This window comes from Hyphobacterium indicum (assembly GCF_003129605.1).
Lineage (GTDB): Bacteria > Pseudomonadota > Alphaproteobacteria > Caulobacterales > Maricaulaceae > Hyphobacterium > Hyphobacterium indicum.
The window spans coordinates 101,421-113,848 of the sequence record NZ_QBDX01000003.1; the positions used below are offsets into that span (position 1 = coordinate 101,421).

Sequence of the window (12,428 nt, forward strand, 5' to 3'; positions counted from 1 at the left end):
CCATTCGCGTATAGGCTTTCACCGGACATGGGGGAGTCGAATATGCGTATTGTGATGATTGGTGGCAGTATTCTGGCCGTCATTGTTTTGGTAACCGGCATATATGTCGCAGGTGTGTTCCAGGGCTGGTACGGGCAGCCCCGCGGCCCCGGTGAAATCACATCAGAGGCGGTTCCGCAGGAAGCCATAGAAGAACGTATCGCCCGTATCCAGGCGGCTGCAGACGCTCTCGGCGAAAGCCCGGACACGGAAATTCTTTTCGGCGATCTTCATGTTCACTCCACATTTTCGACAGATGCCTTTGTCTGGGCCTTGCCGCTATTGCGCGGCGAAGGTGCCAACCCCATCGCTGATGCGTGTGATTTTGCGCGCTATTGTTCCGCGCTGGATTTCTGGGCGGCAACCGATCACGCAGAAGCCCTGACACCAACACGCTGGTCGCAGATTATTGATTCCGTGCAGCAGTGTGCGGCCCGTTCAGACGCGGACGGCATCCCCGACGTTATACCCTTTGTCGGCTTTGAATGGACGCAGGTCGGTGCCCTGCCCGATGACCATTACGGCCACAAGAATGTTATTTTCCGTACCCTTGATCCCGACGGGATCGCCACCCGTCCGATCGCCGCGGCGGGGGTGACGGTGCGCGCCCTGCGCGATAATGCGCAAGCCATGCTGCCACCCCAAATCGCTTTCCTCGATCTCGCCAACCGGCAGACCTATTATGATTTTGGCCGCTTCGTTCAGGATGTCCGCGATGTGCCTCTATGCGATGAGGCTATTCCATCTGGCGAACTGCCAGCAGACTGCTACGAGATCGCAGCTACACCGGGCGAACTCGTGGCACGGCTGGAAAGCCAGGGGCTCGATCCTCTGATCATTCCGCATGGCTCGGCCTGGGGGTTCTACACGCCGCCCGGCACCAGCTGGGACAAACAGCTTGAACCGGAGGAACGGCCGGAAGTCATGCGCCTGATTGAAATTTTTTCCGGCCATGGCAATTCGGAGGAATACCGGCCCTGGCGGCGTATCGCCGGTGATCTTGGCAATCCGGTCTGCCCGGAGCCCAGCGCCAATTACCTGCCCTCCTGCTGGCAGGCCGGCGTCATTATTGAACGCCGCTGCCTCGCCCAGGGATTGCCGGATGAGGAATGTGCGGATCGTGCCTTCGAGGCCCGCGAGAATGCAGCTTTTGTCGGTCTGGCCGGACATCTGACCGTGCGCGGCGAAACCATTGAGGATTGGCTGGATTCCGGACAGTGTCAGGATTGCTTCCTGCCGGCGTTCAATCTCAACCCGCTCACCAGCGTGCAATATGGTTTGGCCCTGACCAATTTTGACGAGGACGGCAGTGAATACCGTTTCCGCTGGGGCTTCATCGGTTCATCCGATACCCACACTGCCCGCCCCGGCATTGGCTACAAGCCATTTGGCCGCCATTATATGACAGACGCCGGTGGTGCCGTCACCGAAGACGTCGCCCATCGTTTTCTGCCGCCTGACGAGGATGCACCGGCGCAATCCTTCCGCATCACGCGCGAGGATCTAATCAATAATGCCGGTTTCCAGATGACCGAGCTTGAGCGTCAGGCCAGCTTCTTCACCGGCGGCGGCCTGGTCGCCGCTCATGTCAGCGAGCGCTCGCGCGATGGCGTCTGGAATGCCCTGGAAAACCGGCAGGTCTACGCCACATCCGGACTGCGCCAATTGCTGTGGTTCGATCTTGTTGATGAAAACGGTGACAGCATGGCCGGCATGGGAGCGGACGCCGAACTTGCGGAGAATCCGGTCTTCCGGGTCCGGGCCGCAGGATCGCTGCGTCAGAATGAGGGCTGTCCGGACTATTCTGTCCGCGGCCTGACGCCGGATCGCCTGCAACAGCTTTGCCGCGGAGAGTGTTATAATCCCGGGAATGAACGCTACCGGATTACCCGGATCGAAGTGGTCCGTATCCGGCCGCAAATCTTTGAAGGCGAGCCGGTCGACCCGCTGATCGAGGACGCCTGGCGCGTCCTGCCCTGCAATGACCTTGGCGAAGGCTGTGAAGTCGAGTTCACCGACCCCGAATTCGTCTCCGGCGGACGGGATGCGATCTACTATGTGCGGGCCATCCAGGAACCGTCCGGCCAGGTGAACGGCAATAATCTGCGGTGCACCTATGACGAGAACGGGCAGTGTATTGAGGTCAATCCCTGCTATGGCGATTACCGCACCGATATGGAGGAGGAATGCATCGCCGATGTTGAACATCGGGCCTGGTCCTCGCCCATATATCTGACCCATCTGCAACCGTCAGCCACGACAGAGCCGGCCGAATGACCTTGCCGAAATGGGCGTTGGCCATCGGCGCGGTAACGGGCGGGGCGATGGTGCTTCTCAGCGCTCTGTGGACGGATGATGAACCACTGGAGGCCGGCAGTCCGGTAGCGGCCATCGTCAACGGTCAGCCGATTCCCGTCGCGGATGTCGAGATTGCGCTGGAAGCCATGGCCCGCGACAGCCGCAACGCATTGCCGGAAGATTCCTCCCAGCGGGCCCTGGATCGCCTGATTGATGAGGAATTGCTGTTCCAGCGTGCGATTGATCTCGACTTGCCACGCAATGCCTCCACCGTGCGCCGGACCATAGTGATGACGATGATCGATCTGGCCCAGTCCAATGCCGATCTGACGCCGGACGATGACGACCTGCGCGCACTGTTCGAGAACAATCCGGAATTCTTCGCCGCAGAGAACCGCTATCGAATCCGCTGGGAGTCTGCTGCATCACCCGAAGCCAGCCGTGCGCGGCCCTCCGCGCATCCCCCCGACCGCATGCTGACGGCGACGGATCTGCGGCGCTATCTGGGAGGAAGCCTGACAGCATCGGTATTGCCGCTGCGCGCCGGCGAACAGATCGGGCCGGTCGAAAATGGCGGACGCTATCACTGGCTGAGCGTGATCGAGTTTTCAGCAGCCGGTCAGCCGGAATTCGAAACCCATCGCGACCGCGTCGAGGCGCTCTGGCAGGAGCGTGCCGCAGAAGCCGCGCTGGAAGCCTATATCGCGGAATTGCGCCGGGAGGCCGACATCCGCATCCAGCCCTTCTCCGGCGAATGATCCGCTTTCTCTTGAGCCTTGTCTTGCTGGCAGGATTGACCGCCGCGGCCAGCGCGCATGAGCGGAGCCGCTCCAATTCGGCATGGACCGAAACAGAGACCGGCCTGACCGGCCGGATCTATCTCGATGCACGGCAGGCCACGCTTTTTCTCTCGCTCTCAGACGAAGGGACAACGCTGGAATCCGCATATCAGCAGCGGCTGGTGGATGGGCTGCGCGTGGCGCGTGGCGACACGGCCTGTACACTGGATGCCCCGCCTTCTGTCCGCCTGCGCGCGGACGGGCGGCTGGAGGGCCAGGCCAACTGGATCTGCGACGCGCAAGGCCAGATCGAAATCGGCGTTCAGGTTTTTTCGCCGCTGTCGGCCAACCATGTTCACTTCATCAGGTTGGAAAGTGCCGGCGGCGTTCAGGAACGCATTCTTTCCCGCGGGCAGACCACAGCCAGCTTTGGCTCGGACGGCCTTGCCGGACCGGCCGGATGGACCGGCTTCCTGATCCTTGGCTTTGAACATATTCTCGGCGGTCCGGATCATGTCGCCTTCGTTCTCGGCCTGATGCTCATCGTCTCGGGTTGGCGGCGGCTGGCCCTTGTGACACTCGGTTTCACGCTCGGACATTCCGTCACGCTGGCGCTTGCGGTGCTGGGCTGGGTCTCACCGCCGGGGGCCGCGGTCGAATCCCTTATCGGGTTTTCCATCCTCTTCATCGCAGCCGAAGCGGCGCTTTCAAAGTCCGCCGAATTCCGGCGGATGGGCTGGGGTGGCGGCGCGGTTCTGCTGGCACTTGCGAGCATTTCGGTGTTTGCGGGCGGGCTCCTCACCTGGCCGGCCTGGCTGGGACTGATCGTGCTGACGGTCTTCTATTTCCACTGGCTGGGACAAGGCGGCCGGATGGAGTTCGCCGCCCCGATGCTCAGCGGCGGGTTCGGCCTTGTACATGGTGTTGGATTTGCCGGCATCTTGCTGGAAATCGATATATCCGGTGATCGGCTTCTGCCGTCCCTGATCAGCTTCAATGCCGGTGTGGAACTGGGTCAGCTGGCGATTGTCGCCGCGGTACTGTCCGGGCTGGCAATCCTGCGCCTGTTCACACCGGAACGCGTCCTGTTCTGGGGCCGGTCTGCCGTCATAGCGGGACTGGCCGGGGTTGGAACCTTCTGGTTTGTCGGCCGGGCCTTCGGTGCCTAGCTTTCCTCAAGCCAGCGCCCGACCTGCCACAGCCGGTCCTGCCCGAAGGCCGAATGCTCACCCACCCGAAAGGATGGGACGCCCCAAAGACCCAGCGCGAACATTTCCTGCCGGTTTTTTTCCACCGCGTCCCGCCAGCTGTCGTCAGCCATGGCGTCTTGCGCATAGGCCCAGTCCAGCCCCGCGCGCTCGGTCATTGTCCGCAAGCCCCTATCCGTTGCCGCATTAAGGCCCTCGGCCCAGACACCGCGATAGAAGCTCTGTGCAAAATCGACGCCTTTCCCCTCTGGAATGGCACGGTGAAGAATAGCCAGACCGCGTTCAACGCCCGTCCCGACCGGGTCCTCGATCTTCCCGAAAGGAATGCCCAGACGCTCAGCCTCGCGTTTGCAGTCACGAACGATATAGAGCCGCTTCTCGGACGGCACCGGCAATGACCGCATCACCATGGGCAGGATCGGTTTCAACGTGATTTCGGCATTCCATAAGCGTGCCAGATCCGGTGCGCGCATCATCGCCAGATAGCTGTAGGGGCTGCGCAAGGAGAAATACATGTCGAACGATCCGCCTGTGGCATGGGTCGGCTCGGCGCGCGGCGGAAAGAGCAGCGCATCCTCGTTCGCACCGAGACGGCGCTCCAGATGGTGTAGCCGGTCAATGCCCCAATACCACTCGCCCTCGAACCAGATCATGCCACTGCCATAATGGCCCAGCTTCCGGCGCAGGCTGGCATTCGCGGCCGGATCCCCTTCCGGGGTGAGCCGGACATCCGCCGCTGCGATGCCATAGGCCGCGCGCAGGCCCGACGCATCGCGCTTTGAATAGGCGGCCAGCATGTCCGGTTCGGGGGCCGCAGATTTTTCCGGCGCGGGCACAGACAGCGCTTTCAGCTCCAGCCCGTAATGCTGCGCAAAAGCGGGCAGCGCATCGGCGAGCAATTCGGAATACGGCTCGCCCTGCTCCAGGAAGACGAGCAAGGTCCGCGATTGGCCGGTCAGCGCGCGCCGCGCCGCGTGCCACCCCCGTACCGCCGCACGGATACGGCGGCTGCTGATCATTTGTGAGGCGAAGGCGCGAGCACTCACGCCGACGGCATCCGGCAGGGAATGAGAAGCTGGCCTTCAAGGCCCGCCTTTCGATGGACGGCGATCTCCTGGAATTCCGGCGTCAGGCTGATCTCGGCCAAAGTCTTCGGCGACGGATAGGTCATGATTGCCACCATATCCCACGCCTCGTCCATTTCGCCGATCAGCAGAGGAAGGGCGTCGCCAGAAAAATCCAGCGTCCCGCCGGCATCCATGACCAGCTTGGTCATCGGGATGGCATAGCGAAAATACGCCTCCTTGCCGGAGATGTCCGCATCGCGCCCGTCCGGATAGGCAGCAGTTTTGCGAAATTTCAGCAGGTTCAACATGGCGACCGGCGCATCGCCCAGCTCCATAAACCCCTGCATCTGTGCCTCATTCGGATCTACGGCATTTTTCATAATCGTCCCTCCCCTTTAGTGCCGCAGGAGGCCGGATCATGGGTCCGCCGTCAACCGGTTTGACGGATCAGGCCTGAACCTCGTCCAGCCCCAGCGTCAGGACAGACGCCAGCCCGGCCATGCCCGCCATGACCAGCAACACCACAGCCGGCCCTGTGACCGCCGCAAGCACACTGAACAGACCGCCCGCCAGCAAAACCACACCCACAACCGTATTGGAAAGCGCCGTATAGGCCGCGCGGGTTTCGGCCGTTGCCATGTCGGTCAGATGGGTCGACCGCCCCAGCCGAACGCCCTGATAGGCAATCATGATGATGAAGATCATCGCCGGGAGCGCATAGAGCGGGTGCAGCAAGCCCGTCAGGCCAAGCATAGCGCTGATCGTGAGGGCGAACCCGCCTGCCAGCCCGGCATAGACCAGCACTTTGCGGCTCGACCGGTCGGAAAATCGTCCCCAGACATAGGCGCTAAGCAGTCCGGCCAACGCGGAAGCCAGAACCAGCGTCCCCAGCGGTAGCACTTCATCTGCCCCGGCGGCGGCTGCGATCATGAAGGGTGGGGCCAGCGCCGTTGCGGTCAGCAAGGAGCGCACAATTATGAACCGGCGCAACTGGGCATCCTTGCGCAGCCAGACCAGGTTTTCCATCGCCGCCGCAATGGCGGACCTGCCGCCTTCTGTTGCGCCTCTGGCCTCACGCAGCGTGGTAAAAAGCAGCGCCGCAGCAATCCAGGCTGCGCCTGCCATCACGATGGCGGACACCACCAGTTCAAATCTTTGCACCAGACCGGAGGCCAGCAGACCGGCAAAGACAATGACAACACCCGACGCGATGGATCCGGCCAGTCCTGTTGCGGTCCCGCGCCGGGATTTATCAACCGTCTTTCCAAGCACATCCTTGTAGCAGACCGAACAAACGCTGCGCGCCAGAGCCAGCGTGGCCAAAGCGAAAAGAATGGCCAGTCCGGCGGCTTGTCCACGAAAGGTGAGCGCTGCGAAGGCAATCGCCAGTGCCGACAAGCCCTGGACAGCCGCACCGGCTGACCATGCCCATTTGCGCTGCGGCAAGCGGCGGAGCGCACCTGCAGTGAATAGCTGTGGTAACAGCGCGCCCGCCTCGCGGATCGGGACCAGCAGGCCGACCAGCGCGGCCGGCGCGCCCAGGGTCAACATCAGCCAGCTCAATACCAGTTTGGGATCAATCAGCCCGTCTGCCATCTTGGACAAGGAAAGCGAGCCGACATGACGGAAGAAATTGCCGGCCTCCTCTTGGCAGGCGCTCTCGGGAATATCGCGGCAGGCCTGGCCCTCATCGTCAATCGCGACAGCCTGAAAGGCTGGTCGAGGCCATTGGGTGGGGAATGGGTCAGCCATGCCGGAGGGAACTAGTCTTCCGTGTCCTCGGGGGCCAGCACGACGCGCCCGCTCCAGCGTGGCGTGTCACTTTCGGCCTCAGCCTCCTGCGCGGCTTCTCGGGCAGCGTCCCGGTCGATCTCGCAACCTGTCCGGTTCGCGCCAAGTGCATCAGCCGCGGCCCGGCGCTGACGATATTCTTCAGGCGTGCAATTTCCGAATTCCTGCCCCCGGGTCGAAAGGCGGTCATATCGTCTGCCGGAATCTTCGTTCGAACCCGGGTTCTGTCGGAAATCAAAGTCGCCGAGTCCCCCGTCATCTTCTTCTGAAACCGCGGGCTCCGGCGCGCGGAATTCATAGACACCCAGAGATGTTTCCACCCACCCCGTTGCGCGGGCCGGTCTGTCCTCATTGGCCCGCTCGAACTCCGAACGGGTCTCTTCTTCGGAGCGGCTTTCGCTGGACCAGCTCCACTCGACCTCGAATCTGTCGGTACGGGTTGTCTCTTCTGTTTGCGACGTCGCCGGCGGCAAGGCCGATTGAAGCAGGACAAGCAGCAGGATCATCACGTTCTCCCTATTGCCTTCAGCTTAGCGCTCATCTTCTCCGCCGCCAATAACAGGAGGAGCGTGCCGCCCCCGATCAGCTTCACAGGGCGTCTTTGGTGCCGCAGGGTGCCAGACCAAGTGCGGCAATTATTCCCGGCTCCACTGGTGGATTTGCCTGAATATTCAGCTAGGTTCCGAACGGAAGGTGACATGGAGTTGATGTGATGCGCTGGATGATCATTGTGGCCGCCACCGGCTTGCTGACGGCTTGTGGCGGGGGCAGCAATTCTGAAACCGTAGACGACACGGAAACCCCGGATCCGGCTGCAAGCACCAGACAGGTATCGGCAACACCGGCTTCGGCAGAGCCACCCGCAGCGGCCGAGACGGTTGATCTGTCCTATCTGCCCATGCCCTATTCCGAGGCCGATTACGATTCCGGACGCAGATTGTTCCGGCGGTGCGGTTCCTGCCATACGGTCGCTGACGGCGGTGGTAACCGCGTGGGTCCGAATCTCTACGGCATGTTCGGACGCGAGGCCGGCTCGGTCGAGAATTTCAATTATTCAACCGCTTTGGAAAACGCGGACTTTGTCTGGACTCCGGAGCAGCTGGATGGCTGGCTTGCCAATCCGCGTGATTTCCTGCCCGGCAACCGCATGTCCTTTGTCGGCTTGCGCGAAGAGACCGACCGGCGCGATGTCATCGCCTATGTCATGCATGAAACCGGTTATCCGCGCGAAGACTAGAAAGACCGCCACCAGCTCGCAACAAGGCCGGTTTCATCAATGGCATTCCGGCCGGAGAGGGTTGTGAAAGCACCGACCATCAGACGGCCACGGCCAAAATTCCGCCCCGCCGAGAACTGGACCTTGTGCTGCCTGTATTCCCGCCCGTTGCGCACAATGTCCGCATCCGCGACGGTATAGAAGGATTGCGCCATTACGAGGTAGTTTTCGCGGATGCGCCAGCCCAGGGTCGCATCCAGGCGGGTTTCCGCCGGATACTCGTCAGCGCGCCATGTGCGTCCAAGCTGCAAGTCCAGAAACCCGTTCGAACCCACGGATCGTCCTACCAGTGCGCGCAATTCCACGCCATTGGCGCCATCGCCGAGCGGCCGGTCGGCAACGTTTTCACCTCCGCCGGGAATGACGCCCGCAATCTGAACCGATGACGTCCAGCGGCCAAAGCTGAGAAGACGCGCCTGAAGGCCCGCGCGGCTGGCAGCAAGCCCCTCGGCGGTGTCCGTAATGCCGTTATTGTCCTGGCTGACACGTTGACCCGCAAGTTGCAGGACGAGGGTCAAACGGTCTGTAAGGCCGTATTCCGTATAAAATGATGATTCATATTTCGAGAAATAGAGGCCCGGCTGCCGTTCGCCATTGCGGTCCAGACTGCTGCCGGCCTCGGACAGCAAAAGCCCGGAAATTATGATGCCGTGGCCTTTTTCCTGAACCCACGCGCCGGCAAATGCCGGGGCGGAAATCAGAAGGACACAAAAGACTGCTACTGATCGTAGCCCGGCGATTCCCGGTCGACGCGCGCACGCAAGGCCGCCCAGGCGATTTCGAGGAAGAATTCGTTCAGCACCCCCTCTTCGCCCTGCTTGTAGACCTTGTCCTGCATCTCCTTGTCCCACTGGATCAGCTCCCCGCCGCCCTGTGCCAGAGTCTGTATCTTACACGCACGCTCAAGGAGATAAATACGTAAATACGCCTGGAACGGGTGGGATCCGACCGACAACGTCCCGTGGTTGCGCAGGATCATGGCATTTTTCTCGCCCAGATCGGCCACCAGCCGGGCCTTTTCCGCCTCCACAAGCGCAAGACCTTCATAGTCGTGATAGGCAACATCGGACATGATGTTCATTGCCAGTTGCGAGATCGGTAAAAGCCCGTCCTTCTGTGCCGCAACGGCCACGCCGCAATCGGTATGAAGATGCATTGCAACGGTCACATCGTGACGCGCCGCATGAATGGCCGAATGGATCGTGAACCCTGCCGGATTGATTCCGTAGGTCGAGGGCGGGAGTACATTTCCGTCCAGATCCACCTTCACAAGGTTTGACGCGGTGACGTCTTCATAGAGCAGTCCGAACGGATTGAGCAGAAAGTGCTCTTCAGGGCCGGGAACGCGCATGGAAATATGGGTGAAGAACAGATCGTCCCATCCATGCATATGCACAAGCCGGTATAGCGCCGCCAGATCACAGCGTGCCTTCCATTCCTCTTCGCCTACCACGTCTCTGACGCTCTGCTTTGATTGATCATCCATGCCGGCCTCCCGAATTCTCTGGCATAAGATTGAACGACACAGGGCCCGCGTCAATTGCAGCTCTGCCGTCAGGATTTAACGGCGGATAAACCAGGGCTGGAATCCATTGCAGACTCAGGCTTTTATAGGGATTGGAAATCAGGCAACGTTATGAGCGACATTGCATCGGCCCTGACACATCTGGCGCGCGTTCGCGATCCGCAAAGCCGTGCAGCACTGGCGCTGGGCGTTACTGACATCTGTGTCGGCAGACCGCTCACCAACCGGACCCAGCCCCTCGCAAACGACATCCTTCTGGCTTTGGCGCTCAAGGTGGAAGAATCGGTTCGCATCCAGATGGCTTCGCGGCTGGCAGAATGTGAGTGGGCTCCCCGCGGTATCGTGCGATATCTGGCATTTGATGCGCCCTGTGTGGCGGAGGCCGTCATTCGGAAAAGCCTGGTCCTCGAACCGGAAGATCTGGTCGAACTGGCCAATACGGGGTCCCGCGAACATCGCATCCTGATCGCTGGCCGTTGCCATATCGGCATCGCTGTCAGCGATGCGGTTATGGCGTATTCAGAACCGGAAGTCATAGACCGCCTGATCCGTAATACGACCGCCCGGATTTCCGATTCCGCCATGTCGGTCTGCATGGAGACCGCGATCGCCGATGAAAGCCTGTCCCGCCTGATGCTGGAACGCGACGATATCCCGCCCGCTTTTGTTGACCGGCTCACCGCCCGGATTTCGGAAGCCGTGCGCGATCAGGTCGCACAGCATTTCGGCCTGGAAGCAGGCAGGCTGGACGAGATCGGGACCAATGCACAACCGGCAGCCACTGCGGAAGACAGCGAAACCGAAGCGCGAAAACTGGTCGAGCGCATGGCCGCTACCGGCGAACTCAATGGCACGGTCGCCGTTCGCGCTTTGACAGACGGCAAGAGCCTTCTGTTTGACTATGCCATTGCCGATCTGTGCAGCCTGTCCGTCGAGCAATGGCGGGCCGCACTTGGTATGTCCAGCATGCGGGCAACGGCACTCGCGTGCCGCGCAGCACGTATTGATACATCGCTCTTCCCGTCGGTCGTCCGCGGCATGCAGAAAACCGGGCGGATCCAGGAGGACCTGCCCCCGGACGCCATGGTCAGTGCCGCCAGTATATTCCAGAAATTCACGCCCGGCAGCGCCCATGATGCCTTGCGCCGGCTGGCAGCGCAGGTTTGAATATTCCGGCCCGATCATGGAGACCGGAGTGAGCCCGCTACCCCTGTCAGATACGCCTTCGCTGAGCTTCATGGCCAGCAACCGCCCGGATGCGCAGGATGCCTGCAAGCGGCTGCAGGACCGGTATGGCAACGTCCCGGTCGGGGACGCGGACATCGTCGTTGCCCTGGGCGGGGATGGCATGATGCTGGAAGCGCTGCATGCGGTGATGGACACCGGCATTCCTGTTTACGGGATTAATTACGGATCGGTCGGCTTCCTGATGAACAATCCGGCTGAAAGCGATCTCATCGATCATTTGCGACGGGCCGAGAAAACCTCGATTCATCCGCTACGCGCCACCGGCACTGACATCCGCGGCAATCGGTTTTCCGCTCTTGCCATCAATGAGGTATCCCTCCTGCGCGAAACACGCCAGACGGCCAAGATACAGATTTCCGTCGATGGCCGGATTCGTCTGGCAGAACTCGCCGCAGACGGCGTCATGGTCGCAACACCTGCCGGCTCCACCGCCTATAATGCCTCGGCTCACGGGCCTATTCTGCCTTTGGGTTCGCGCACACTGGCTTTGACGCCGATCAGCGCTTTCCGGCCTCGGCGCTGGCGGGGGGCGTTGCTGAGCCATGACAGCAAGGTCCGCTTTGATGTCCTCAGCCCGGAAGAGCGCCCGGTGTCTGCCGTGGCCGACAATCAGGAATTCCGGGATATTGCTTCGGTCGATATCGAGGAGGCGGCAGATGTCAGCCTCCATATGCTGTTCGATGAAGGCCGTGCGCTTGGTGAACGCATTCTGATCGAACAATTTCAAGCCTGACAGCTTAGGCCGGCGTTAAGCATCATCTGCTACCACTTTTCCCCAATCCGCCAATGAGATGCGGAAAAAGGATGGTGATGATGCAACAGCTTTCCGGTGGTCTGGGAATGACGGTTCTGATCTACAGCCAATCGCGCCCGCTTCAGCAAGCGCTTCAATCCAGCCTCTATGCCATGGGCTGCAAAGCCGTCGTGACGGCCGGCTCGGTTGAAGAGGCTGGCCATGCGCTTTCAGTCCAGCATATCGAGGCTGCGCTCGTCACGGACACCAGCGCGGCATCTGCATTGCAGCAGATATCTCCGGCCTTGCCGCTGCTGTCACTGACCAATGACGAAACGCCTTCCGGGGTTACGTCTCTCAAGAAACCTTTCCGGATTCAGGACCTGGAAGCGTCCCTTATCCATTCTGTTAGCGTCAGCGCCGATCAAGCGCCTGCCATGATGGCGCTGTAAACTCACGTCGCC

13 protein-coding genes are annotated in these 12,428 nt (G+C 61.1%); 7 read left to right on the forward strand and 6 right to left on the reverse strand.

What is annotated here, in order from left to right:
• Positions 1-42 precede the first annotated feature (42 nt).
• From DBR16_RS07645 to DBR16_RS07655, 3 genes are read left to right on the forward strand one after another with little or no spacing between them, the layout of a single operon-like run.
• Positions 43-2,316 (forward strand): DUF3604 domain-containing protein, encoded by a 2,274-nt coding sequence (locus DBR16_RS07645; protein ID WP_161539440.1) that lies wholly within the window; start codon positions 43-45, stop codon positions 2,314-2,316.
• Positions 2,313-3,095: a hypothetical protein gene (locus DBR16_RS07650; protein WP_109260683.1), complete on the forward strand. Its 783-nt coding sequence runs from the start codon at positions 2,313-2,315 to the stop codon at positions 3,093-3,095. The genes DBR16_RS07645 and DBR16_RS07650 overlap by 4 nt, the downstream gene beginning before the upstream one ends.
• The gene (locus DBR16_RS07655; RefSeq protein ID WP_109260684.1) at positions 3,092-4,285 is read left to right on the forward strand and encodes a HupE/UreJ family protein; all 1,194 of its coding nucleotides are present in this window, start codon (positions 3,092-3,094) and stop codon (positions 4,283-4,285) included. Before DBR16_RS07650 ends, DBR16_RS07655 begins: the two co-directional genes overlap by 4 nt.
• On the opposite strand, the gene DBR16_RS07660 is transcribed toward DBR16_RS07655, so the two are convergent.
• The 4 genes from DBR16_RS07660 to DBR16_RS07675 all read right to left on the reverse strand — a co-directional run bounded on the left by DBR16_RS07660 (position 4,282) and on the right by DBR16_RS07675 (position 7,688).
• The gene (locus DBR16_RS07660; RefSeq protein WP_125184531.1) at positions 4,282-5,370 is read right to left on the reverse strand and encodes a DsbA family protein; all 1,089 of its coding nucleotides are present in this window, start codon (positions 5,368-5,370) and stop codon (positions 4,282-4,284) included. The genes DBR16_RS07655 and DBR16_RS07660 overlap by 4 nt on opposite strands.
• A complete protein-coding gene (locus tag DBR16_RS07665; RefSeq protein WP_109260686.1) occupies positions 5,367-5,771 on the reverse strand; it encodes a DUF1330 domain-containing protein in 405 nt (134 codons plus the stop codon). The genes DBR16_RS07660 and DBR16_RS07665 overlap by 4 nt, the downstream gene beginning before the upstream one ends.
• A gap of 67 nt (positions 5,772-5,838) precedes the next feature.
• A complete protein-coding gene (locus tag DBR16_RS07670) occupies positions 5,839-7,143 on the reverse strand; it encodes an MFS transporter (protein WP_109260687.1) in 1,305 nt (434 codons plus the stop codon).
• 11 nt (positions 7,144-7,154) lie between these two features.
• On the reverse strand, positions 7,155-7,688 hold the full coding sequence (locus DBR16_RS07675; RefSeq protein ID WP_109260688.1) for a hypothetical protein: 534 nt from the start codon (positions 7,686-7,688) through the stop codon (positions 7,155-7,157).
• A gap of 206 nt (positions 7,689-7,894) precedes the next feature.
• On the opposite strand from DBR16_RS07675, the gene DBR16_RS07680 reads away from it, so the two are divergent.
• Complete coding sequence (locus DBR16_RS07680; RefSeq protein ID WP_109260689.1) at positions 7,895-8,419, forward strand: c-type cytochrome; 525 nt, start codon at positions 7,895-7,897, stop codon at positions 8,417-8,419.
• Here the strand turns inward: DBR16_RS07680 and DBR16_RS07685 are convergent.
• A complete protein-coding gene (locus DBR16_RS07685; protein WP_109260690.1) occupies positions 8,416-9,087 on the reverse strand; it encodes a hypothetical protein in 672 nt (223 codons plus the stop codon). The two genes, DBR16_RS07680 and DBR16_RS07685, sit on opposite strands and share 4 nt — an antisense overlap.
• Before the next feature lie 89 nt (positions 9,088-9,176).
• Entirely contained in the window at positions 9,177-9,944 is a 768-nt protein-coding gene (locus DBR16_RS07690) for a class II aldolase/adducin family protein (RefSeq protein ID WP_109260691.1), read from the reverse strand.
• A gap of 150 nt (positions 9,945-10,094) precedes the next feature.
• On the opposite strand from DBR16_RS07690, the gene DBR16_RS07695 reads away from it, so the two are divergent.
• The 3 genes from DBR16_RS07695 (at position 10,095) to DBR16_RS07705 (ending at position 12,416) form a co-directional block, all read left to right on the forward strand.
• Complete coding sequence (locus DBR16_RS07695) at positions 10,095-11,150, forward strand: DUF2336 domain-containing protein (protein ID WP_109260692.1); 1,056 nt, start codon at positions 10,095-10,097, stop codon at positions 11,148-11,150.
• 16 nt (positions 11,151-11,166) lie between these two features.
• The gene (locus DBR16_RS07700) at positions 11,167-11,964 is read left to right on the forward strand and encodes an NAD kinase (RefSeq protein WP_109260730.1); all 798 of its coding nucleotides are present in this window, start codon (positions 11,167-11,169) and stop codon (positions 11,962-11,964) included.
• Positions 11,965-12,044: 80 nt separating this feature from the next.
• Positions 12,045-12,416 (forward strand): hypothetical protein, encoded by a 372-nt coding sequence (locus tag DBR16_RS07705; protein WP_125184532.1) that lies wholly within the window; start codon positions 12,045-12,047, stop codon positions 12,414-12,416.
• The last annotated feature ends 12 nt before the right edge of the window (positions 12,417-12,428 follow it).

Excerpts from the sequence above, each read along its gene's own strand:
- DBR16_RS07645 (WP_161539440.1), top strand. The coding sequence starts at position 43 with ATGCGTATTGTGATGATTGGTGGCAGTATTCTGGCCGTCATTGTTTTG.
- DBR16_RS07650 (WP_109260683.1), top strand. The coding sequence starts at position 2,313 with ATGACCTTGCCGAAATGGGCGTTGGCCATCGGCGCGGTAACGGGCGGG.
- DBR16_RS07655 (WP_109260684.1), top strand. The coding sequence starts at position 3,092 with ATGATCCGCTTTCTCTTGAGCCTTGTCTTGCTGGCAGGATTGACCGCC.
- DBR16_RS07665 (WP_109260686.1), bottom strand. The coding sequence starts at position 5,771 with ATGAAAAATGCCGTAGATCCGAATGAGGCACAGATGCAGGGGTTTATG.
- DBR16_RS07670 (WP_109260687.1), bottom strand. The coding sequence starts at position 7,143 with ATGGCTGACCCATTCCCCACCCAATGGCCTCGACCAGCCTTTCAGGCT.
- DBR16_RS07675 (WP_109260688.1), bottom strand. The coding sequence starts at position 7,688 with ATGATCCTGCTGCTTGTCCTGCTTCAATCGGCCTTGCCGCCGGCGACG.
- DBR16_RS07680 (WP_109260689.1), top strand. The coding sequence starts at position 7,895 with ATGCGCTGGATGATCATTGTGGCCGCCACCGGCTTGCTGACGGCTTGT.
- DBR16_RS07690 (WP_109260691.1), bottom strand. The coding sequence starts at position 9,944 with ATGGATGATCAATCAAAGCAGAGCGTCAGAGACGTGGTAGGCGAAGAG.
- DBR16_RS07695 (WP_109260692.1), top strand. The coding sequence starts at position 10,095 with ATGAGCGACATTGCATCGGCCCTGACACATCTGGCGCGCGTTCGCGAT.
- DBR16_RS07700 (WP_109260730.1), top strand. The coding sequence starts at position 11,167 with ATGGAGACCGGAGTGAGCCCGCTACCCCTGTCAGATACGCCTTCGCTG.
- DBR16_RS07705 (WP_125184532.1), top strand. The coding sequence starts at position 12,045 with ATGCAACAGCTTTCCGGTGGTCTGGGAATGACGGTTCTGATCTACAGC.